At 44.8% G+C, this 23,316-nt stretch carries 23 protein-coding genes; 7 read left to right on the forward strand and 16 right to left on the reverse strand.

Annotated elements, in window-relative coordinates; genetic code table 11:
* Window positions 1-9: 9 nt before the first annotated feature.
* The 7 genes from CLV51_RS26065 to ureA are packed head-to-tail and all read right to left on the reverse strand — an operon-like array spanning window position 10 to window position 5,070.
* Complete coding sequence (locus CLV51_RS26065; protein ID WP_106531049.1) at window positions 10-795, reverse strand: urease accessory protein UreD; 786 nt, start codon at window positions 793-795, stop codon at window positions 10-12.
* The gene (ureG, locus tag CLV51_RS26070) at window positions 792-1,430 is read right to left on the reverse strand and encodes an urease accessory protein UreG (RefSeq protein ID WP_106531050.1); all 639 of its coding nucleotides are present in this window, start codon (window positions 1,428-1,430) and stop codon (window positions 792-794) included. The genes CLV51_RS26065 and ureG overlap by 4 nt, the downstream gene beginning before the upstream one ends.
* Window positions 1,431-1,454: 24 nt before the next feature.
* Window positions 1,455-2,135 carry an urease accessory protein UreF gene (locus tag CLV51_RS26075; protein ID WP_106531051.1) on the reverse strand — a complete coding sequence of 227 codons (681 nt, stop codon included), beginning with the start codon at window positions 2,133-2,135 and terminating at the stop codon, window positions 1,455-1,457.
* Between the two features lie 5 nt (window positions 2,136-2,140).
* On the reverse strand, window positions 2,141-2,644 hold the full coding sequence (ureE, locus tag CLV51_RS26080; RefSeq protein WP_106531052.1) for an urease accessory protein UreE: 504 nt from the start codon (window positions 2,642-2,644) through the stop codon (window positions 2,141-2,143).
* A gap of 12 nt (window positions 2,645-2,656) precedes the next feature.
* Entirely contained in the window at window positions 2,657-4,378 is a 1,722-nt protein-coding gene (ureC, locus tag CLV51_RS26085) for an urease subunit alpha (protein WP_106531053.1), read from the reverse strand.
* Window positions 4,375-4,755 (reverse strand): urease subunit beta, encoded by a 381-nt coding sequence (gene ureB / locus CLV51_RS29680; protein ID WP_245898963.1) that lies wholly within the window; start codon window positions 4,753-4,755, stop codon window positions 4,375-4,377. The genes ureC and ureB overlap by 4 nt, the downstream gene beginning before the upstream one ends.
* 12 nt (window positions 4,756-4,767) lie before the next feature.
* Window positions 4,768-5,070 (reverse strand): urease subunit gamma, encoded by a 303-nt coding sequence (gene ureA / locus CLV51_RS29685; RefSeq protein ID WP_106531055.1) that lies wholly within the window; start codon window positions 5,068-5,070, stop codon window positions 4,768-4,770.
* Between the two features lie 177 nt (window positions 5,071-5,247).
* On the opposite strand from ureA, the gene CLV51_RS26100 reads away from it, so the two are divergent.
* Entirely contained in the window at window positions 5,248-5,994 is a 747-nt protein-coding gene (locus CLV51_RS26100; RefSeq protein WP_106531056.1) for a DUF3108 domain-containing protein, read from the forward strand.
* 73 nt (window positions 5,995-6,067) lie between these two features.
* Here CLV51_RS26100 and CLV51_RS26105 read toward each other — a convergent pair whose 3' ends face one another.
* Both CLV51_RS26105 and lepA read right to left on the reverse strand, forming a co-directional pair.
* Window positions 6,068-6,613: a thioredoxin family protein gene (locus CLV51_RS26105; RefSeq protein ID WP_106531057.1), complete on the reverse strand. Its 546-nt coding sequence runs from the start codon at window positions 6,611-6,613 to the stop codon at window positions 6,068-6,070.
* A gap of 114 nt (window positions 6,614-6,727) precedes the next feature.
* Entirely contained in the window at window positions 6,728-8,521 is a 1,794-nt protein-coding gene (gene lepA, locus CLV51_RS26110; protein ID WP_106531058.1) for a translation elongation factor 4, read from the reverse strand.
* Between the two features lie 252 nt (window positions 8,522-8,773).
* Between lepA and CLV51_RS26115 the strand changes: the two genes are divergently transcribed.
* The 3 genes from CLV51_RS26115 (at window position 8,774) to CLV51_RS26125 (ending at window position 11,157) form a co-directional block, all read left to right on the forward strand.
* Window positions 8,774-9,031 (forward strand): acyl-CoA-binding protein, encoded by a 258-nt coding sequence (locus CLV51_RS26115; RefSeq protein ID WP_106531059.1) that lies wholly within the window; start codon window positions 8,774-8,776, stop codon window positions 9,029-9,031.
* Between the two features lie 238 nt (window positions 9,032-9,269).
* On the forward strand, window positions 9,270-10,508 hold the full coding sequence (gene rocD, locus CLV51_RS26120) for an ornithine--oxo-acid transaminase (RefSeq protein ID WP_106531060.1): 1,239 nt from the start codon (window positions 9,270-9,272) through the stop codon (window positions 10,506-10,508).
* A gap of 7 nt (window positions 10,509-10,515) precedes the next feature.
* On the forward strand, window positions 10,516-11,157 hold the full coding sequence (locus CLV51_RS26125) for a VIT1/CCC1 transporter family protein (protein WP_106531061.1): 642 nt from the start codon (window positions 10,516-10,518) through the stop codon (window positions 11,155-11,157).
* 2 nt (window positions 11,158-11,159) lie between these two features.
* Here CLV51_RS26125 and CLV51_RS26130 read toward each other — a convergent pair whose 3' ends face one another.
* Both CLV51_RS26130 and CLV51_RS26135 read right to left on the reverse strand, forming a co-directional pair.
* Window positions 11,160-11,540 (reverse strand): hypothetical protein, encoded by a 381-nt coding sequence (locus tag CLV51_RS26130; RefSeq protein ID WP_106531062.1) that lies wholly within the window; start codon window positions 11,538-11,540, stop codon window positions 11,160-11,162.
* A 136-nt stretch (window positions 11,541-11,676) separates the two neighbouring features.
* Window positions 11,677-13,857: a S9 family peptidase gene (locus tag CLV51_RS26135; protein WP_106531063.1), complete on the reverse strand. Its 2,181-nt coding sequence runs from the start codon at window positions 13,855-13,857 to the stop codon at window positions 11,677-11,679.
* Window positions 13,858-14,135: 278 nt separating this feature from the next.
* Here CLV51_RS26135 and CLV51_RS26140 point away from each other — a divergent pair, with 278 nt between their 5' ends.
* The 3 genes from CLV51_RS26140 (at window position 14,136) to CLV51_RS26150 (ending at window position 15,761) form a co-directional block, all read left to right on the forward strand.
* The gene (locus CLV51_RS26140; protein ID WP_106531064.1) at window positions 14,136-14,393 is read left to right on the forward strand and encodes a hypothetical protein; all 258 of its coding nucleotides are present in this window, start codon (window positions 14,136-14,138) and stop codon (window positions 14,391-14,393) included.
* Between the two features lie 71 nt (window positions 14,394-14,464).
* The gene (locus tag CLV51_RS26145; protein ID WP_106531065.1) at window positions 14,465-15,079 is read left to right on the forward strand and encodes a trimeric intracellular cation channel family protein; all 615 of its coding nucleotides are present in this window, start codon (window positions 14,465-14,467) and stop codon (window positions 15,077-15,079) included.
* A gap of 37 nt (window positions 15,080-15,116) precedes the next feature.
* Window positions 15,117-15,761 (forward strand): MarC family protein, encoded by a 645-nt coding sequence (locus tag CLV51_RS26150; protein WP_211302127.1) that lies wholly within the window; start codon window positions 15,117-15,119, stop codon window positions 15,759-15,761.
* 389 nt (window positions 15,762-16,150) lie between these two features.
* On the opposite strand, the gene CLV51_RS26155 is transcribed toward CLV51_RS26150, so the two are convergent.
* From CLV51_RS26155 to CLV51_RS26175, 5 genes are all read right to left on the reverse strand, one after another.
* The gene (locus tag CLV51_RS26155; protein ID WP_106531066.1) at window positions 16,151-17,239 is read right to left on the reverse strand and encodes an efflux RND transporter periplasmic adaptor subunit; all 1,089 of its coding nucleotides are present in this window, start codon (window positions 17,237-17,239) and stop codon (window positions 16,151-16,153) included.
* 72 nt (window positions 17,240-17,311) lie between these two features.
* Window positions 17,312-20,530 carry an efflux RND transporter permease subunit gene (locus tag CLV51_RS26160; RefSeq protein WP_106531067.1) on the reverse strand — a complete coding sequence of 1,073 codons (3,219 nt, stop codon included), beginning with the start codon at window positions 20,528-20,530 and terminating at the stop codon, window positions 17,312-17,314.
* Window positions 20,531-20,541: 11 nt separating this feature from the next.
* The gene (locus CLV51_RS26165) at window positions 20,542-21,939 is read right to left on the reverse strand and encodes a TolC family protein (RefSeq protein ID WP_106531068.1); all 1,398 of its coding nucleotides are present in this window, start codon (window positions 21,937-21,939) and stop codon (window positions 20,542-20,544) included.
* A gap of 46 nt (window positions 21,940-21,985) precedes the next feature.
* Entirely contained in the window at window positions 21,986-22,333 is a 348-nt protein-coding gene (locus tag CLV51_RS26170) for a hypothetical protein (protein WP_106531069.1), read from the reverse strand.
* Window positions 22,334-22,421: 88 nt separating this feature from the next.
* Window positions 22,422-23,240 (reverse strand): DUF6630 family protein, encoded by an 819-nt coding sequence (locus CLV51_RS26175; protein WP_146151386.1) that lies wholly within the window; start codon window positions 23,238-23,240, stop codon window positions 22,422-22,424.
* Window positions 23,241-23,316: the final 76 nt, after the last annotated feature.

Here is a 23,316-nt window from a genome sequence, read left to right on the forward strand (position 1 = left end):
AATAATTATTTAGGAAGATAAAAGCCCCACCAATTGCTGCAAACATGCATGCAGCTGCTCTCCGCCCTGGCCAAGCAGCCTCACCATCACGCCACTTCCATGGGTACGGGAAACACCCGCCAGTAGCGCCGGCTGCGTATCCAGGTAACGGTGAAGCCTATCCGTAATTTCATTCAATGTTGTATTTGTATGGGTATCAAAAAACAGGAAAGTGGCCTGGTGGGTGTAGCCTTCCATCCATCCCATTGCCTCAAAATCCATGAGGCCAGGCTGCATGAGCAGGTTGTCTCTCAGCAGCAATTGTTCTTCGTGATACACCTGTGTAATGCTATGCAGTTTTGAAAACAGGAATACCTCTCCATTTAATTTGCGGCCGCAGGTGATGATCTCGCTCCAGATGAGCCGGCAATCTACCGCCAGGTGCAGATCTGTGTGCGCAGTGTAGGTGGCATTTTCATGCGGTACCAACGGATGCGGCAAAAAAGTAAAGGTGCTCCTAGGCTGTAGCCGCACCGTCATTTGTTGCTGCGCGCCTGTTTCCATGCTGAATAAACGCTGATACGCCTGCGTTTGCAGGTGTAATGAGGTACCCGCAGCCACGGTTATATCCAGCTGGTAATGGTCTTTATCCAGCATCCCCGGAGAAGAACTCATCATCATCAGCCGCAATACAGGATCTGTACGATCTTCCCGCACATTGGCAATTTTAAAAGGGCGTGTACAATAACTTTCTTTCAGATAAGTATGCGCACTATCCGTTCTTTTACCTGTTAATATTTTTAGCTCACTGATCATGTCAACAGGTTAGGTGCGGCAATATCTTCCAATAATGCATATCGTTTAATCCAGTTAATGACGTCGTCCAGCCCCTGCCCGCTCATCAGGTCGGTGAATACGAAAGGCTGTCCCACTCGCATTTTACGCGCATCGCGTTCCATAACACCCAGGTCTGCGTGCACATAAGGAGCCAGGTCTATTTTGTTGATCACCAGCAAATTGGAGCGGGTAATGCCCGGCCCCCCTTTACGCGGAATCTTATCTCCTTCTGCTACATCAATTACAAAGATGGTTACATCTGCCAGATCAGGACTAAAGGTGGCGGAGAGGTTATCACCTCCGCTTTCAATGAAGATGATTTCAATATCCGGGAAACGACGCACCATTTCTTCCACTGCTTCCAGGTTCATGCTGGCATCCTCGCGGATGGCTGTATGCGGGCATCCGCCGGTTTCTACGCCTATAATTTTTTCAGGGGGCAGGAGACTATTTTGCGTGAGAAATTCCGCATCTTCCTTCGTATAAATATCGTTGGTGATCACCGCCACGTTGTAATCTTTTGCCATGTGGCGTGTCAATCGCTCTATCAATGCGGTTTTACCGGAGCCCACAGGACCGGCTACGCCTATTTTTATATATTCACGTGTAGTCATGCTAGTTATTTTTTTTCCGGGAGATTAAGACATATATAACCTGCTATACAATCTTTCATGCTGCATACTCCGGATATCAAATCCCGGATTACACAGGCCCAGCAATGATTTATCCGGCTTCAAGGTAGCCGCAGTCAATTCTTTTAGTAATGGTTGTAAATCGAAAATAATGTCTTGTCCATCCATTTGTCCGAGGGGAACCAGCTTTACACAATTGGTTACCATAGCGGCGGCAGCATTGTAATAAAAGGCGAATAAGGCAGCAGCTAACGGGATCTCTAACAGGGAAGCATACACGCCAAATACAAGGCAATAATGTGGTCCGATACCAATGCTGGTTTCATATTGCGTGATTAAAGGGCTATCATATTTACGGCTGAAAATACGCGTGAGACGGGCACCCAGCTTATGGCTGGCTTCCCGGATTTCCCGTGGCGCTTTCACTGCAGTACACAGTTGATGTAATTCCAACAGCTCCTCAATATTGTTATGGGCAGCAGTAGCATAAGCCAGGCTCATAAAAGCAGCATCATTAAATTGTATACTATTCCGGAGCATATTACGCACGAAGGTGGCAGCAGTAGCGGCATTATGCACCAATCCCTGCTGCACAAAGGTTTCCAGGCCAGCCGAATGCGCATAACTTCCAATGGGCAACGTGCTGTCTGCCAGGTGTAATAAGCTTCCCAGGTAATGCTGTTCCATATCAGTTATTTTGATGCCAGTTCTAATATCTTCTCAAAAAAAGAAGGGCCGTTGTAACCATGCGTATGTGGTTGTACGTTAGTGCGCAAAATATTTAACAGCTTACGATGTTCTTTGGTTACAGCATACCCGGCAGCATGCAGCCAACGGAACAGTGGCTCGTCTGCCGGAATCAGCAGCTGCTCTCCTTCCAGGAATAATGGCAAATGTTTATTGCCTATTTCATAGCATACCTTTGCCATTTCCGGCATGTTACGCGGACTGATAACAATAGCCTCACATGGAAGGATATCTACTACAATGGAGAGTTCGTCGTCCTGGTACAGAATGTCGTTCTGCTGCAGTTGCTGTCCTTCCTTTGTAAATTTCAATGCCACTTCACGCCCGCCGGTAGTATGTTTACGCTGAATACGACGGGTAGTTTCAAACCATTCCAATGGCAGCAGGTCCGTTTCCTTACTACTGCGTGTATGCGTCAGCGTATTACCAATAATTTCACGTATCAACATATGTTTCGCTGCTTAAAATAAAAAATACCGTTGTGCCATTGCCAATTCTTTCAAAGGTTCGCAGGTAATCTTTTCTCCATCTACGCGCACCTCGTAAGTTTCCGGATTCACCCGTATATCCGGCGTTTTATCATTATGGATCAGGTCTTTTTTAGAGATATTCCGGCAATTATGTACAGGCAATAATTTCTTTTGCAAACCGTATTCTTCTGCAATTCCTTTTTCTAACGACAACGCAGATACGAATAATACACTTGTATGCAACAAAGCTTTACCATGGGCACCAAACATATGCCGGTAGATAACAGGTTGTGGCGTAGGGATAGAAGCATTGGGGTCGCCCATTCTGCTGGCGTTAATCATACCTCCTTTGATGATCATCTCCGGTTTCACACCAAAAAATGCAGGTTTCCAAAGCACCAGGTCCGCCATCTTACCGGGTTCCAGGGAGCCTATGTAATCCGAGATGCCATGCGTAATAGCGGGGTTGATGGTATATTTAGCGATGTAACGTTTTACGCGGAAGTTATCATTTTCGCTTTCCTTATCTTCTTCCAGAGCGCCACGTTGCTTCTTCATCTTATCTGCTGTTTGCCAGGTGCGTATAACTACCTCGCCTATACGACCCATTGCCTGTGAGTCGGAACTCATGATACTGAATACACCCATATCATGCAGGATATCCTCTGCAGCAATGGTTTCCGGACGAATGCGGGAATCGGCAAAAGCCACATCTTCCGGTACATTTTTATCCAGGTGGTGACATACCATCAGCATATCCAGGTGCTCATCAATGGTATTCACGGTATACGGACGGGTAGGATTGGTAGATGCCGGCAATACATTCGGAAACGAGGCAGCGCGGATAATATCCGGTGCATGGCCGCCACCGGCGCCTTCTGTATGAAAAGTATGAATTACGCGGCCGTTGATAGCATTCAGGGTATCTTCCAGGAAACCGGCTTCATTTAATGTATCCGTATGAATGGCTATCTGCACATCCAGTTCATCGGCCACTTTCAGGGAGGCATCTATTACGGCCGGCGTGGCGCCCCAGTCTTCATGGATCTTTAATCCTAAAGCACCGGCGGCAATTTGTTCCACCAAAGGCCCGGTAGTAGCGCAATTACCTTTGCCAAAGAAACCCAGGTTTACGGGATAGGCTTCGGCTGCCTGTAACATGCGTTGTATGTTCCATTTACCGGGTGTAACGGTAGTGGCACTGGTGCCATCGGCCGGCCCTGTACCGCCGCCAATCAGGGTGGTAATGCCACTGAAAAGCGCATGATCTATCTGGTGCGGACAAATAAAATGGATATGTGTGTCGATACCACCGGCGGTAGCAATAAGATTAGCACCGTTGTGTATTTCCGTAGCGGCACCAATGATGAGCTGCGGATGTACTCCATCCATCGTATCGGGATTACCTGCCTGTCCGATGGCCACAATCTTCCCATCTTTAATACCTATATCTCCTTTCACAATTCCCCAATGGTCGATGATCATTACATTGGTGATCACAAAATCAAGCACCCCTTCGCTACGCAAGGCTGTGGCGGATTGCGCCATACCATCACGTACACTTTTGCCGCCGCCGAATTTGCTTTCATCCCCATATACGTTGTAGTCCTTTTCTATTTCTATGATCAGATCAGTATCTGCCAGTCGTACACGGTCGCCGGTAGTGGGACCGTACATATTTACATATTTTGTTTTGCTGATAGATAAACTCATAGTTGTTCAGATTTAAAGTTCAGCAATGCCGCTTTTTCCAGGCTCGCAGCTTTTACAACAGGATCAGTGGTATCACCATTAACGAGGTTATTGATACCCATAGCACGTTTGTTGCCGCCCAGTGCTACCAGTTCCACCTCTTTGGCTTCTCCCGGCTCAAAACGCACTGCATTGCCGGAAGGAATATTAAGCCGCATACCAAAAGCTGCTTCACGGGGAAAAGACATCATACGGTTGACTTCAAAAAAATGGCAATGGGAACCAATTTGTACAGGCCGGTCGCCTATATTCACCACACTTATCCTTACCGTTTTACGGCCCGCATTGGCAATGATATCGCCTTGCTTTAAAAAGTATTCTCCGGGGATCATCTTCATAAAATTTAATGGTTAGCGAATTGGATCATGTACGGTCACCAGTTTAGTGCCGTCTGGAAAAGTAGCTTCAATCTGTATTTCGTGAATCATTTCCGGGATGCCTTCCATCACCTCTTCACGGGTGAGAATGGTAGCACCGTAGTTCATGAGTTCCGCTACAGTTTTGCCGTCGCGGGCAGCTTCCATCAAGCGGCTGCTGATCAGTGCAATGGCTTCCGGATAATTGAGCAGCAAGCCACGTGCTTTTCTTTTTTCTGCCAGCTCACCGGCCAGGTGCAGTAATAGTTTTTCGGTTTCCCGTGCAGTCAGGTGCATATGAATAGATTGTTGTAATAAATGATTAACCGGGAGGATTGGTTGGTGTGCGATAGGACCGTTAAAGTACAAAAATTGTTTGAATTACCATCTAACATAACAGATCACCATATATCCTAATTTGACAAATGCTATGTTTGTGCAACCGTAGATTTATTATCATAATCTACTAGCCTAATGAGAAAATTCACCCTAATTGTGGCGGCGCTGAGTTCTTTTGCCAGCATAGTTTTCGCCCAGACAGACACTATCAATGCCAGCAACCATAAATTAGTGATGTCGCGCGTAAAAACGCAAACCGCCTCGTACCTTGTTTACCTGATGGACAGTGCCACACAAAAGCCTGGTTACACAGACCTCTGGGTACGTTCCCTGCGTACTACTACCCGCGATAATAAACCGGTAGTGGCGTTTAAATGGCAATGGTATCGTCATGACAGTATTGCACGCGAAGTAACCGGCGTTGCAGATGCAGCTACCTTTGCACCAATATTTGAATCCACTTATTTTCCATCAAGGGGAATATTAGCATATGATTTCAAAAATGGTTATATGATGAAATCTGATACGGTGGCAGGTAACAAAGTGCCCGATGGGAAAATAACAAAACTGGATCTCCCTATCTTTAACTGGGAAATGGATATGGAAACATTTGGGTTGTTGCCTATCAAAAAAGCAGGACAAAAATTTGTCATCGCTTTCTTTGACCCCAACGGACCTAAGCCTGCCTATTACACATATGAAATTACAGGAGAAGAAACAATTGCCTTAAACGGCGAAGCTGGTGTTAAATGCTGGACGATGCGCATTCAGTATGAGCCTGAAGCTTATGCCATTTTCTGGATCACCAAACAATCACATGAGATGATAAAACTAAAGGAATATTTTAAGGGGAAATACCGCTTTAAAGTGAAGCTGTATTGATGATAGTATGTTGTGATTTTGAGAGGTATTTATCGGATATACATCTCAAAATCACAACATAAATAAATGGCTTTTATCCGCCTATCTTACTAAATTGTACCCGCACTGCTTCCAGCGCTGCGGGTTTCATTTTAGACGTTTTTTCCAATACACTGATAAAGTAGTCCACTTCTTCTTTCTGACTGGGGCAACCTACGTTCTGCATTTTATCATTCATTCCTTTCACGCGGCTATCTGCCAGCAGTTCACCATTGGTATCTAAAACCAGCCAGAAGGGAATGCCCTGATCTGCTCCATGGTATTTCTGCAGCAATTCACTACCCCCGGGGTTTTCCAGCGTTTTTTTTGCGCCATTTTCCAGCACCGTGATGTGTCGGATTTCATAATTATCTTCAAAAGATTTTTTAATGGACACATCATTCATTGCGGTATCCATTTTATGGCACCATCCACACCAGGAGGCGTGAAAAATGATGAATACTTTTTTATGTTTGCCGGCAGCCTTGGCACAGGCTTCTTTTACTACCTTGTCAGCTGCCAGCGGCGCTTCCTGCGCCCGTAATGCTGCTGAGGATAAAATAGAAAATATAACTGCTAAAGAAACGACTAGAGATCGCATAAGAAATTGGTTTTCCTCAAAATAAGCAATTAGCTTTTAGTAATTAGCTTTTAACAAAAATGCAGCGGAGATAATGTTATCTCCGCTGCATTTTTGCTAAAAGCTAATTGCTTATTAATCGTCCAGCTTCAATACCGCCAGGAACGCCTCCTGTGGTATTTCTACGTTACCTATCTGACGCATACGTTTTTTACCTTCTTTCTGTTTCTCCAGCAACTTACGTTTACGGGAGATATCACCACCATAACATTTCGCAGTTACATCTTTACGCATAGCGCTGATGTTTTCACGGGCTACGATCTTAGCACCGATAGCTGCCTGGATAGCGATAAGGAATTGCTGACGTGGCAACAGTTCCTTCAGTTTTTCTGTCAGCTTACGACCAAATTCCTGTGCACGACTACGGTGAATCAGCGCACTCAGGGCATCTACTTTTTCGTTATTCAGCAGGATATCCATTTTCACGATATCACTATCGCGGAAACCGATGGGCGAATAATCGAAGGAAGCGTAGCCACGGGTCTGGCTTTTCAGCTTATCATAAAAGTCAAATACGATTTCTGTCAGTGGTATTTCAAACATCAGCTCTACACGCGTGGTAGTGAGGTAGCTCTGGTTAAGCAGGATACCACGTTTACCTAAGCACAGCGTCATGATGTTGCCGATGTACTCTGGTTTGGTGATGATCTGCGCGCGGATGAAAGGTTCCTCGATCTTCTCCAGTTTGGTAGGATCGGGCATTTCACTCGGGTTATTTACTATGATCACACCATCGCTGGTGGTATGTGCAATAAATCCCACGTTCGGAACAGTGGTGATCACCGTTTGATTAAACTCTCTTTCCAGACGTTCCTGGATGATTTCCATGTGCAACATGCCCAGGAATCCGCAACGGAAGCCGAAGCCCAAAGCCTGGGATGTTTCCAGCTCGTAGGTCAGGGAGGCATCATTGAGTTGCAGTTTGTCCATGCAGTCACGCAGCTCTTCGAAATCATCCGTATCCACAGGATAGATACCAGCAAATACCATTGGTTTTACTTCCTGAAATCCGTTAATACCTGTCTTACAAGGATTATTAGCCAGGGTGATGGTATCACCTACTTTTACTTCCTTAGCGCTCTTGATGCCTGTAATGATATAACCTACATCACCGGTAAAGACTTCTTTCTTAGGATCCAGTCCTAATTTGAGGATCCCTACTTCATCTGCAAAATATTCTTCTCCGCTATTAAAAAAGCGGATCTTATCACCTTTTTTAATGGTTCCGTTGAAGATGCGGAAATAGGCAATGATTCCACGGAAAGAGTTAAATACGCTGTCGAAGATCAATGCCTGCAGGGGCTCATCATTGCTGCCTTTTGGAGCCGGGATACGGGTAACGATAGCTTCCAGAATTTCTTCGATACCGATACCTGTTTTACCGGAGGCTAGCAGAATATCTTCATCTTTCACTCCAATCAGCTCAATGATCTGGTCTTTCACTTCCTCGATCATGGCGCCCTGCATATCAATTTTATTGATAACAGGAATGATTTCGAGATCATTTTCCAATGCCAGGTATAAGTTGGAAATGGTTTGTGCCTGGATACCCTGTGCCGCGTCTACCAGCAGCAGTGCGCCTTCGCAGGCGGCCAGTGCGCGGGAAACCTCGTAAGAGAAATCCACGTGTCCGGGCGTATCGATCAGGTTAAAAATATATTCTTCGCCATTTTTGGCGGTATAGCTCATTTGAATAGCGTGACTTTTGATAGTGATCCCTTTTTCACGTTCAAGGTCCATATCATCCAGCACCTGGGCCTGCATGTCACGGTCAGAAATAGTATGGGTAAATTCCAGTAAGCGATCTGCCAGGGTACTTTTACCGTGGTCAATATGGGCAATGATACAAAAATTGCGAATATTCTTCATATGTTGTTTTGCTGGTCCGTAGGCTTATCGTAACGTAATCCATTAAACCTTTTCAGCCGGCAAAGGTATTGAAATTAGTTCATTAGTTAATGCGATTAGTGATTATGTTTTGTTGTTTGGTTTTTAGGGAGATAGGAACAGCCGGGACGGCTTTTTTTGATATATTAACTTTTAATGCTCAACTTTATAAACATAGCAGAAAAAAAGAACAGCTCAAACCGCCTTGTTAAATAATTAAAATTAATCACGACCATGGAACTTGTTAATCAATTTGAGAATGCCGTTGCCGAAAGCAAAACACTGCCGGAGAAACCATCTAATGAGATATTGCTGCAGTTATACGCCCTGTACAAACAAGGTACTACCGGCGATGTGGACACCGATCCTCCATCCAATATGTTTGATTTTGTAGCCAAAGCCAAGCATGAAGCATGGACGGAGCTAAAAGGAAAAACAAAAGAGGTGGCTATGCAGGAGTATGTGGATCTTGTAAAGAATTTAAAGGGATAATTTTGTCTTTCTCCCGATTAGGCTGATTATACTGATTACGCTGATTTTCATTTTTCTGATTTTGAAAGATTTAAAAAGATTAGCGAAGATGAAAACGAGTATATCCGCTTTTATCTTCGCTAATCTTTTTAAATCATAAAAAAAATCAGGGTAATCAGTATAATCAGCCTAATCGGGAGAAAGACAAAAATCGCTACAATCCTCTCCGCCTTTCTGCGAAATGCCTTACTTTTGAGGTATGATACCTTCATTTACGATTAGCGAAAAGTCACAGCATTACTTAGCTCTGGAAGAACAGTATGGCGCCCACAACTACCACCCGTTGCCGGTTGTACTGGATCGCGGGGAAGGTGTTTACCTGTGGGATGTAGATGGAAAACGTTATTACGATTTTTTATCAGGTTATTCTGCAGTAAACCAGGGACATTGCCATCCTAAGATCATTGCTACACTGATAGAACAAGCGAAAAAACTCACGCTTACCTCCCGGGCTTTTCATAATGATTTGCTGGGGGAATATTCCCAATACATCACCAGCTATTTCGGATACGATAAGGTACTGCCCATGAATACGGGTGTGGAAGCGGTGGAAACAGCGCTGAAGCTTTGTCGCCGCTGGGCCTATATGGTAAAGGGTGTACCCGAAAACAAAGCAAAAATTATTGTTTGTGCCAATAACTTCCATGGACGTACCCTGAATATTATTTCCTTTAGTACTGATCCGTCTGCACGTAATAACTTTGGCCCTTTTATGCCGGGTTATGAAGTAATTCCTTATAACAGCCTTACCGCGCTGGAACAAGCTTTACAGGATAAAAATGTGGCAGGCTTCCTGGTAGAACCCATACAGGGAGAGGCAGGCGTTATGGTGCCCGATGAAGGATACCTGTCCAAAGCAAAACAATATTGCCAGGATGCCAACGTATTATTTATAGCAGATGAAATACAAACAGGATTGGCCCGTACCGGTAAGATGCTGGCCTGTGATCATGAAAATGTGCGTCCTGATATTTTAATTCTCGGTAAAGCCTTGTCCGGTGGCACATTGCCGGTAAGTGCGGTATTAGCAGATGATGAAATTATGCTAACCATCAAGCCAGGTGAACATGGCTCTACTTATGGCGGCAACCCGCTGGCTTGTAAAGTAGCCATCACTTCGCTGCAGGTATTGAAAGATGAACATATGGCTGAAAACGCCACTGCAATGGGACAATTGCTCCGCAATGGTCTACAACAGCTATCATCTCCTTATATTACAACGGTCCGCGGAAAAGGGCTATTGAATGCCATTGTGATCCAGCATAAAGACCCGGAAGCCGCCTGGGACCTCTGTCTTACTTTAAAAGAAAATGGCCTGCTGGCCAAGCCAACACATGGCGATAAAATACGGTTTGCACCTCCTCTGTCTATTAACGCCACACAGATAGCGGACTGTGTACAAATCATCCAAAAAAGTATGGAGGCAGCCTTTAGCTAATACCTGTATGACAACATCCCATAAGGCCATCCGCAGTTCCGGATGGAAAACAGACTTCTTAATCGGCTTTCCCGACGGGCTTTTCCTGTTGTTCTTTGCAACGCAGATCATTCAGACATTTCCGATTGAAGTACAAACATTCTACACCATTCATTTATGCATCTGGCTGATAGGCGCTGTGCTGGTGATGTTCAGCTCCTTTCAGGCCAATAAGGGTGATGCACAACATGATAGCGCGTTGTTGTCTGATAAGGAAAGATCCAGGCTACAACACCTTGATATCAATGCCCGTACTATTGCGCATATTGAACATGAAATGGTAAAAGATGCCAAAACCTGGGAGGATACGTTGGAACAGGAAAAAGTAAGGGAAACTACGTTTAGTCATTCCCGTGCTGTAAGGAGTGCACTGTTTACGGGATTCTTTTTTTTATTGGGAGGAGCCATGTCGCTGGGGCCTTATCTCTCTAACGAAAATTTCAATGCGGCCTCTCAGACCAGTATCATGCTGGTTTTCCTGGGATTAACTGTCTTCAGTTTTATGAAAGCTAAAATCACTGCTCAGCGGCCGTTACCTATTATCTTACGTTACTGGTTAATGGGCGCCGGAGTTTTTCTCGGCGCCTGGATGTTGCATAAACTGTTTTAATATTATTTACCGGTACGCGTAAACAACACGCAGCCAAATACCACCAATGCGGCAGCCAGCGATATATACAGCGCTACACCGGGTTGTGGACACTCTCCCATTTCACAACGGGCATACAACAACATATTGCGTAAAGTCCATGCTGCGAGGAAACCGCCTACAAACAGGTTTATTTTAGAAATCCAGCTATTCTTAACCAGGAACAGGATAATTGCCATTACCGACAGCACAATATTCAATTTTCCAGGTTCTCCATAACTGGAGCCGGTGCCGTTAACGCCCGTAAATACCAGGTGCCTGCTTTCGATAACAGACCATGGAAAAAAGGCGCATACAATTACCAGCAGCGCAGCTAACACACCAATAATACCTGTCTTGGACATAATTTTCATTTTAGGGAGGCGAAGTTACAGCTTTTAGCGATTAGCAATTAGCTTTTAGAAAAAATGCAGCGGAGATAAAAGCATATGCTGGTCTCCGCTGCATTTTTTCTAAAAGCTAATTGCTAATCGCTAAAAGCTATTTCCCACCTGGTTGGCAATGCGCACGCAGATAAGTAGTATATAAAGTAGATAAGTGCTCGTAAGTACCCGGACCTTCAGATATGGCGTGGGTACGGTTTGGATAGGACATGAACTGGAACTGTTTATTGTATTTTATCAATTCATTCAGCAGCATTTCAGCATTCTGATAATGCACGTTATCATCGCCGGTACCATGAATATACAACAGGTTACCTTTCAGGTTGCGGGCGTAAGTGATGGGAGAACCTTTCACAAAGTCCTCGCGGTTCTCTTCCGGTAAGCCCATATAACGTTCCTGGTAGATATTATCATAGGTAAGCTGATTGCCTACAGCGGCAATAGCAATCCCTGTTTTATAGATCTCCGGATATTGGAACATCAGGTTGAGCGTCATAGAACCTCCGCCGCTCCAGCCCCATACTGCAGTACGTTCCGGGTCAATGAACGGGAATTTTTTCATCAGTGCTTTTGCGCCCATTGCCTGATCACGGGCATTGATCAACCCTACTTTACGATATACGCATTTCCGCCAGTCACGCCCTTTGGGCAATGGGGTACCACGGTTATCAATGGATACATAGATGTAGCCATCGGCTGACATGTCGCCATCATACAGGAAGTTGCGACCAGCCCCTATAGCATCGAGTGTGGTAGCACCGGCAGGTTCACCATATACATAAAATACCACCGGGTATTTTTTAGCAGAATCAAAGCTGGCGGGCTTGCTCATCCAGCCATCCATGGTAATACCATCTACTGTTGTTACCTGGAAATATGCTACTTTATTGGGTGCTTCAGCTGATTTTTTCAGTGCATTTAACACGGCATTGCTGCTGCTGGTATGTGCCGGCAGCTGTACGTTTTCCGAAACCGGGTAAGTAAATGCGTTGCTGAATTCGTGTATTGCCCAGGTACCATAAGGAGAAATTTTATATTCATGAGAACCCGGCTCATTGGCAGGTGTAATGCGTGTTGCTTTGCCACCGTTTAATGATACTTTATAGAGATATTGTTGTGTAGGGTTTTCCGGTGAGGCCAGGAAATAGATCTCGTTATTGGCTTCGTCAATTTTAGCAATGCTGATAACATCGTAGTTGCCGGGTGTAAGCAGCGTTGCTTTTCCTCCGTCTGCTGTAATGTTATAGAGATGGCGCCAGCCGTCCTGCTCACTTACCCAGATGAATGACTTACCGTTGCGGATAAAATCCCAACCAGCAATATTATCATCATCCCAACGTGATTTTACATCAATCCAGGCGCTGTCCTTTTCTTCATACAACGTATGTGCTTTACCATTAGCTGCATCACAAATCATGATCTTGCTATCGTTTTGTTTGCGGTTAAGTTGCTGAATGATCAGTTCATTTTTACCGGGCATCCATTCCATACGTGGAATATAATGTTGTTGCTGATCACCTGGAACCTGCATCCAGGTTGTTTTAGCAGTACGTATATCGGCAACGCCTATACGACAAGCAGAAGGGCTCTCACCTGCTACAGGGTATTCTACCGGTATTGTAAAAGAGTAAATAGAATCCGTATTGTTAATCATGAGAAAGTCGCGGATCCTGGTGGCATCAATCTGCCAGTAGGCAATGCTGTTGCCATCGGGGCTCCAGCGGAAACCGTCGCGGCAGCCAAATTCTTCTTCATAGGCCCAATCGAAAGTACCATTAATAAAACGGCGGGTACCATCGGTTGTAAGTGCAGTGATACTTCCTTTGCTGAGATCTTCCACATAGATATTATGATCACTTACGTAGGCGGCTTTGTTACCGTCTGGTGAAAGTTTAGCAAACATCAGAGAAGCCACTGGCTTACCTTTCCCCAGCTGTTGTAGTTTGCCGGTAGCAATATCCAGCACCCAGTAATCGCCCCTGGTTTCATAACGCCATACTTTTTTAGTATTGGTGTAGAGGAGTAATTTTTTTTCATCTGCAGAAAAATAAAAATCTTTAACTGCCAGTGCGTGGCTACTACCTGCAGGCGTATAGCTGCTGGCCGGCACTTTTATTTCAGATGGCTTACCTGATAAGGGATAGGCTACAATGCCGGTGGCTTCTGCTTTCAGAACAGACTGACCGTCGCGGCTCCATCTGTTACCTTTCCCGGGTTGCGCCTGCAGCGGCATATAAGCCACCGCAATTAATACAATTAGTAGTGAGATTTTCTTCATCGGTTTAGAATAATTTACAATGGTAGCCAAATTATAAATGAAAAAGAATGAACAATATGGGAATGGTGGTGTTATGGTGCTAAGTGGTTAACTCCGGAAGATAAAATCTTTTTTATCTTTTTTAGAGATTGTGGATAAAATCCCACTTTAGTTGGAAAAAATCTATTTCTTTTTTTCTATTTTTATGTCAGAATTAACATTTAAATAATGAAAACCAGCTGGTTAGCTAGAGACTACCAGCCCTTTTTAAAAACTATCCTGTAGGAAAACCATAGATTATGTTACAGATTACCTTATCTTATAAGAACCGCGAGTATTTGCAGTTTGAAGACACTTCACTGGCGCAGATTGCGGAAAATACCCAAAAGCTCCTTTGCGCATTACTGGAAGATATTTACGACCTCGTAACCAAGGAAGCTGGCCGCTTTCTTATTTACCTGGATCATCATCCTAAAATTGAAGTAGAAGGATTCAGCAATGATCTGCGCAACCAGATAGAACGCACCCTGCGTGGTGAATCCGCTTACGATTATTGATCCATCAGTAGATTTTCATATCCTGTAATTTAAAGTATCCTTATCTTAGTCCACAAATTAAGACAAGGGTAATGCATCTCACCTTTATTCAGGTATTAGAATTACTTGGCACATTCGCTTTTGCCGTTTCCGGGGCAACAGCCGCTATCAATAAATCATACGATGTAATAGGATTACTGGCGCTGGCTTTTATTACAGCCATCGGTGGCGGTACTGTGCGCGATCTGCTGATCGGGGCTACACCGGTAGCCTGGATGACAGATGAATTGAGCAACACGGCTATCATTGTGGCGGCCATTATTGCTGCGCTATTCTTTTCCTACGTAAAAAAACTAACCCGTTTGCTCAGCACCTTTGATGCCATTGGTCTCGGTATGTTTACCATTACCGGTATCAACAAAGGCATTGCAATAGGCCTGCCAATGCCCGTATGTGTGGCATTAGGTGTAATTACCGGCACCTTTGGCGGATTGCTGCGCGACGTGATCTGCGGTGAACAACCTATTCTTTTTACCCGTGAAGTATATGCTGCGGCTTCTATTGCCGGTGGTATACTATACCTGGTAACAGGCTTCTACACAGGTATTCATGGAGATATTGCACAGGGTATAGCCGTTACCGTTATAGTGGTAATAAGACTTGTTAGTCTGCGTCATAACTGGCAGTTGCCACGTATGCGCGCGTGATGATTTCTCAATTAATAAAATTTCCTATATTGCCGCTATGATGGTACTATTCGATAATTACATTGCATTTGCTACTACTGTATTCATGGGTTTATTGGCGATTGTAAATCCAATTTCTGCTATTCCTGTATTTATGGAGCTCACCTCCTACATGGATAAAAAAGCAAAACGAAACATTGCCACCAAATCAGTATTGATTGCATTTTGTATCATCCTTGTATTCAGTGTGGCCGGCAAACTCATCTTCCATGTATTTGGTATTACGCTGGCCGCCTTACGCGTAACAGGTGGTATCCTGGTATTTGTTATCGGATATGAAATGGTGCGCGGCAAGGAGAGTAAAACGGAAAATGCCAAACTAGGCGATCAGCCGGTAAAAGCAGATCAGGGTATTAGTGTAGCCATTACCCCACTGGCAATGCCCTTGTTGGCCGGTCCGGGTACTATTACCACCTCCATGAGCTATTCTGCCGCCAAAGACCTTACCCACCTGATGATTGTAATTGCTATTTATGCCATTATCTGTTATATCACCTATCTCCTTTTCATTGCTGGTGAACGCATTGTAAAAGTTATTGGCACCAACGTAATGATGGTAATTACCAAAATGATGGGACTTATCCTCGCTGTTATCGGTGTACAAATGCTGGCCCTCGGTGTTCGCGAATTATTCAATTTCTAAATTATCTTTTATAGAACAATTTGAAATCGTTTCGTGTTATTAACCCAGAGACTTTGAAGTGGAAGATTATTAACCACCAGCACTGTAACACTGATAGTATGAACTGAGAAAAGCATCATCAACCTGGCCATAACCATTATGAATAACATTTTCGAGAGAACCTGAAATCAATCCAAGTCAATTTGTCCTGTCAGATACCATTCACGGAAACGTGTCAGCATATGCTATTGCCTTCTTAAAAATTTTTTAGTTGAACAACAGGTAAAATCCGTTATTGATTACTAGGTGGATGTTATTTGTTCTCTTTTTTTAATAGGAACAGAAGAAATCAATATAGACGGAACAGTTAGCTAAAAGCCGTCCCGATTCATCGGGACGGCTGATATTTATCAGGGAATATTGGCCCCTTCCTTTATTTCATCAGTAGCATTGGCAATTACCTGATCATTAGCCTCCAGACTGCCAAATACCTCTGTAGAATCATTATGATGATTACCCTCTTCTATATCAATCCACTTTGTATGGTGATCTTTTATCACTATTACATACTTTTTCTCGGTAGACATGACAATGGCGGTAGACGGCACCACCAGCGCCCGCGCAGAGCCATTTAGCGGCAGCGATACTTCTGTATACATACCGGATTTGAGTACATGAGCAGCATTTTGTACATCTATCTCCACTGCTTCAGAACGGTATTTTTCGTTGAGCGTACCCGCCTGCCGGGAAATATTCCCCTGAAACTGCTGACCAGGTATGGCATTCACCTCAAAGTTGACAACAGACTGCTTCATTAGCTGCGCACTATACATTTCAGGAATCTGCAGCACCAACCTCAACTGATCTTCCTGCTCCAGCATCAACATTGGTTTATCATCCACTTTGGTATCGGGACCTACCAACGCACCCGGATGAATATTACGCTCTGTAATCACACCATCAAAAGGAGCTGTAACGGTGAGATAACTGCGGTTTACTTCCTGCGCCCTGAAGTTGGCCTGCTCACTGTTCATCAACGCACTATCCGCCAGCATACGCGCTTTGGACAGCTCCAGGTCGTGCGCAGAAATGGTACCCGGTGTTTCACTGGTGGCCAAGGTACGCTCATAGTTATCTTTGCTCGAAGCAAACATAGCAGCTGCCTGAATATACTTAGACTGTGCTGCATAATATTGTTGCGCTACCTCTGGTGCTTCCAGCACCAGCAACACCTGGCCTTTTTTTACTTTGGTTCCCCTATCCACCAGTATACTTTTCACAAAACCATTGATACGCGGGTAAATACTTACCTTCTGAAAAGCCGCTAAAACACCCGGCAGGCGGATACTTCCGGCTAACGGCCGTTGCACTACCTTCGCAAAAGTGTATTGCCGCCCATTTGTATCAGCCACTTTCTTTTCAGGCATTGCGGCTGAATTACAGGCTGCCATCCCCACCATAACAGCGAACATTGGTAAATAATATTTATAATTTTTCATAATTACTTTTTTATTGATCTGAAATTGTCATACCCGGGATTCATGAAGATGATTACCCTGGTTTGTTTATTTTTAATCTTCTTTTTCCGATGGCATTAATGAAGGAGAATTATAGCCCGACTTTCGTTGCATCAATGCATATACCTGCGGCAGGATCAACAATGCGGCTAAAGTAGAAGCAATCAAACCGCCAATCACCGCACGACCCAGCGGAGCCGTCTGATCTCCTGCCTCGCCCAAACCGCTGGCCATCGGGATCATACCGGCCACCATTGCCAAACTGGTCATCAGAATAGGACGTAACCGCACACCAGCACTCACAATAGCTGCCTTACCTGCATCTTTATACTCCAGCCGCAACTTTTCCGCATTGGTAACAATAAGGATGGCATTGGCTACTGATACACCGGTGGACATGATCATGCCCATATACGACTGCAGATTCAGCGTTGCGCCTGTAAGTAGTAAGGCTATCAGCGAGCCCGCAATTACCGCAGGTATGGTAGTGAGTACCACTAATGATAATTTGAACGACTGGTAGTTGGCCGCCAGTAATAAAAAGATCACTACCACCGCTATTATCAGGCCGTTCTGCAAACTCCCTAATGTTTCTACCAGCAAGCTGGACGCGCCTTTCAGCTCAGTAATCAACCCTTTAGGTGGTGTGCCCATATCTTTAATCGCCTGTTGCACCGCAGCGGTAGCCGCACCCAGATCTATACCAGAAATATTGGCACTAACGGTAACGAACCTACGAGGGCCGGCACGGTCAAATTCCCCCGGCATTTCGCTGGTAGTAAAAGTTGCTACATCAGCCAGCACAGGCCTTGCCTGACCAGGCACCAATGGAATTTCCTTCAGATCATTCACAGCTGTCATGTTGTATTCAGGTACTTGAACCTGCACCTGGTAAGTGTAGGCAACTTTTTCATCGAGCCACTGGTTCTTTTCTGTAAAACGACTGGAAGAGGTAGACGCTGTCACAGAGCGGGCTACCTGGTAAATATTCAATCCCATTTGTGCCAGCTTAAACCGATCGATATGAATACTGATTACCGGAAAGTGAAGCGGCTGGGCTATTTGCACGTCACGCAGGAAAGATATTTTTTTGAAATGATCCACCAACTGCTGTGCATAACCGGAGATCTGTTGCATATCTTTTCCGGCCACCCGCACTTCGATAGGCGTAGCGGCACCTTGACTCATAATTTTTTCCGTCAGATCAATAGGTTCAAAAGAGAGACGCATTTCAGGTATTTTGGCCGCAATATTTGCCCTGAGCTTATCTTTCAGCGATTCTATATTCACCTTGTAATTTTCTTCGAGGTTCACCTGCAGCACTGCTTCATGTGTGCCACTGTTGAAAATATACAGGTTGCTCGTACCATAACTACTGGGAATTAAACCCACATAAGCAGAGCTGATGGCCACATGGCCGTTTACAGTGCTATCTACTATAGCCAGCACCTCGTGTAGTTTGGCCTCGGTACGTTCCAGGCGGGTGCCGTCCGGCTCACGTAAACGCAACTGAAACTGACCCGCATTTACGTGTGGCATCAGATCTTTCCCTATCCACCAATAACAACCTCCCGCGAGTAGCAAGGAACCTATAATATATACGGTAACGATTATACGCGATTTGTTCATGCCCTTTTCGAGCACCTGCATAAAACGTAATTTAAATCTTTCAAAACCGTCATTCTTTTCCGGATGTTTTTGCTCATTGCTAAGATGCACATTGATCTCATTCACTTCTGCAGTATCCAGTGCCAGTCCTGCGTGCGCATGGGGTGTACCATGATGATACTGATACCTGTCTGCTTTCAGCCACCAATTAGAGATAACAGGCACCAGGGTTTGCGCCGCAAAAAACGAAGCAATCATCGCGAAACCGATGGACAGCGATAAAGGCAGAAACATTGCGCGTGGTACACCTGTCATAATAAAAGATGGCGCAAACACCGCCAGGATACAGAGTAAGATCAGTAGTAACGGAAACGAAATTTCTTCACACGCATCAAAGATGGCTTGTCGCTTGGACTTGCCCATTTCCAGGTGCTGGTGAATATTTTCTATCGTCACCGTAGCCTGATCCACCAAAATACCGATAGCCAGTGCCAGACCACTCAACGTCATGATATTAATGGTTTGCCCTGCCAGCTTTAATCCCATTACAGCGCACAATATGGCTATCGGTATAGTAACTACTACCACGAGGCAACTACGCAGGTCGCGCAGGAACAGCAACACCATCAAACCTGTAAGGAGTGCGCCCAGTGCGCCTTCTGTAATCAAACTTTTTACGGCATTGATAACAAATACGGATTGATCAAACTCGTAGGAAACTTTCACATCATCCGGCAGCAGGCTTTGCATTTCCGGGATTTTAGCTTTCAGTGCCGTCACCACATCCCAGGTAGATGCATCTGCTGTTTTTACAATAGGAATATATACAGAGCGCTTTCCGTTGACTAATGCGTAATCCACAGTTACATCTGCGCCATCCGCTACCCTGGCTACATCCCGGATGAATACCGTGGAGTTGCCATTGGTAACAATGGGAATATCACCAAAATCAGCCACCTGTTTTTCCAGGGAGTTGAGCGTGGTCACGTACATGGTATTATTAATGCGGATATTGCCTGAAGGCGTCATCACATTGTTTTTAGCGATAGCTTCCACCACTTCATCTGCAGAGAGATTAAAACTGCGTAGTTTCTGCGGATCAACATTCACCAGCACAGAACGGGAGTTGGCCCCAAAAGGCGGCGGGGCAGACAAACCAGGTACCGCCGCAAACATTGGCCGGATACGGGTAGCAGCGAGGTCGTATATTTCCTTGAGTGTTTTCTTGGGGCTACTGAAAACCAGCTCTCCTACCGGCAGCGAAGACGCATCAAAGCGCAATACCTGCGGTGGCAAAGCACCCGGAGGAAAAAATTTCATCGCACGGTTCACCTGCAAAGCCACCTGTGCAGAGGCTTCCGCCATATCTGTACTTTCATAAAAGGTGAGCTTTAATAACGTTAACCCCTGTATGTTTTTAGTCGTAATATTTTTCACACCATTGACATACAGGAACTGATCCTGCAATCGGGTGGCAAAAAAACCTTCCATCTGTTGCGGCGACATTCCCCCGTATGGCTCTATCACGTAGATAGTAGGCAGATTGAGTTTCGGGAAAATATCGATGGGTATATTGAAGATGGACAACACAGAAAACAGCAGCAAGCCACCGGTGATTACCACCACAGCAATGGGCTTTTTCAGTGCCGATGAAACAAATGACATAATGGTACCGTTTAATTCAGGTCAGGTAATAATTGTGATAAACTGTTGCCGGCGTAAGCAGCCCGGAACAAAGCTTTCCAGGCTGCATCGCGGGTTTGCACCAGGTCCGTTTCCGCCCTGTTCAATACAAAAAGCGCGTTGGTCACGTCAATAATATTGGTGAGCCCGGCCTTGTATAATGCCATCTTTTGTTTAGCTGCAGCTTGTGCGGCTGCCAGTTGCAAAGGCAGTTCTTTTAGTTTATCCTTTGACGTTAGTATATCCGCCTGCGCCTGTTGTAGCAGACCCGAAAGATTAGTGCGGGTAGTTTCCAGCTGTTGCTCCGCTACCTCAGATTTATATCGTTGTACAGCCAGTTTTTCATGGGTGCGTTTTAAATCAGTGAGATTATAAGTGATACCCATTCCCAGTAAATAATTATAGCGGCTATACCCCATACCACTCCACAGATTTTTATCATACATATCATTAAAAGACCCGCTGGAACCACGCATCCATCCGGCAGCCATCAGGCTTACTTTGGGCAGGTGTGCCTTACGGATCACCTGTTCCGCTGCCCGTTGCTGCAGGTAAATGGAATTGTAATACTCCAGCATAGGATGTGATCCATTAATGGCTGGTTCTTCTTTTGTTAGCAGCGTCAGCAAATGTGCATTATTGGTAGTATCCGGTAGTACCAGAGCCGTGTCAAGCCCCGTAAAAGTGGACAGTTGAATACGTACCTGGTTGTATTGATTTTTTACATCCAGATAATTGAGACGTGCTTTTGATAGTTCGGCCGCAGCCACAGCACTGTCTACACCCGGTTTCAATCCGTGCAATACAATGGCAGTTACTGCCCGCAGTACTTCCGCATTCCGTTGTATATTATCTGCCTGAATTTTTCTGAGTGCCTGCAGCCGTAGCAGTTCGAGGTAATTTTGTATAACCGTTACCGTTAGTTGATTGGCCGTATTATCTAAATCGGTTTGCTGCACTCTGAGTGCCTGCTTAGCCTCTTTTTGTTCACTGCCATAAGCACCGAAGTTGTAAATTTCCCACTGCATATTGGCCATCGCTATATTGCCGCTCATCAGTGCATTATTATTTTCGTTTCGGATCCCACCGGAGGTGGACGGGATCATGCCCATGGTAAAATACGAGCCGTAGATACTGTTATCAGTACCTGCATCTATTTGCTCATGCAGTTTTATGGCCGGGTACCAGTTATGCTTTACATCTGTAACGTTGGCCTGTCCGGCTTTTACCTGGGCCTGTTTAGCCTTGATAGCCGGATAATGCGACAACGAAAGCGCTATAGCCTGGTGCAGTGTAAAACTATCCGCTGCAGATTGTGCGAATAAAGTTGTGATGGGTAATAAGCATAGCAATAGCCCACACGTCTTCTTCGCGGAAATATGTAAGTTCATAAATCGCCAAAAAAAATGAAATTAAAAGAAATTAAAAAACGGGAGATCAGGCGGTGGGTGGGCCTCTCCAGCTTCTCAGCGGAATGGGAACGCTGAGGTAAGGGTTATAATGATAACCGGCAAGAACCTTATCTACATAAATATAACGTGCTGTTACTACTGCCAGAAAAACAGGACTGACTTTTTCGTGGCCATCATTTAAACCAACAGGTCGCCGTTTGAATATTGTGACAGTAGTCCTGAGGTTCGGTGCTTTCAGCGCAGATATGCCGGTATTAGCAGCGTGAATGGTGTTTCCGGCAACACTTTTTTGTAAGAGCACACTCCCACCCTGCAGCTGTGGCAGGATAAAAGCAGCGATCAATACAAAAAATAATTGCCTGAATAATTTCATCTGGTATAAAATTACGGATGCACTAAGGTATTGAATACCGGCTGGTTTAGGGTAATCCTTAAGCCTATTTTAACCAAATTTTAATATGTTAAAAGAAACAAACCAGGCATAGTTCTTCTAATTTCAGTAATGCGTTGGCCAGTCTGAAATCCTGCATAGACAAACAGGTAAAGGCCTGATATTCATCCAGTGCCGGGCCAATGGCCACTATTTTCAGTTCGTGCGCATCCAGTTGATCATTTACGAAGTCGAGCATTGCTTTTGCAAAATCATCTGCTGCCACCATCTCTTCATATGCCGCTGGTGTAGGCGCCGTCAGCGTGATACCTGCCGACTGCAATGGTGTTAATTGATTCAATTCAGTAATGCCAATGGAGGAAAACTCCTGCCATTCAAATTCAACTACATTGCCGGTGTTTTCTAATGCCTGATGCAATTCCTCCCAGATCGTCATCACATTCGGAGATACAATTTCAGGTAGCCGGCTGATCTGCTCTTCTGCAGTATCTTCATTAAAAATATCCAGGTATAGCTGTACCAACGGATCCCGTGCATTGGATAAACCCTGTAATTTTTCCAGCATCTTCAATTCCTGCATCATGGTAGTCCAGCGCAACATCAGTTCTTCTTCATCTTCCTCATCCATCTCATCGCTGATCAGTTTGGCTTTGTCTTGCAGTTTGTAATTATCGAGGCGGTGTTTTTTGATATGCAATCCCAGTGCGTTAAACGAAAGCTCGTAAGAAGCGTAATTAAGGAAGGCTGTGCTGATAAGCACTTTATCTATGAATACTTCATGTACCACACTTTCTTTAGTGTCTATGTACGAATAGCCACTATCCTTTCCATAGGTCAATGTCAACCAGTTAAAATCTTCCCGCGAAATATCAGGCACTTGCTTTTGCATAAAATAATCGATGAGGGACAAAAGTAGTAAAATGGACCAGGATTTAACGGATTGAATGGATTATCCTGATTAGTGG

Origin of the sequence: Chitinophaga niastensis, from assembly GCF_003014755.1 — a bacterium.
In the GTDB taxonomy this organism is placed as follows: domain Bacteria; phylum Bacteroidota; class Bacteroidia; order Chitinophagales; family Chitinophagaceae; genus Chitinophaga; species Chitinophaga niastensis.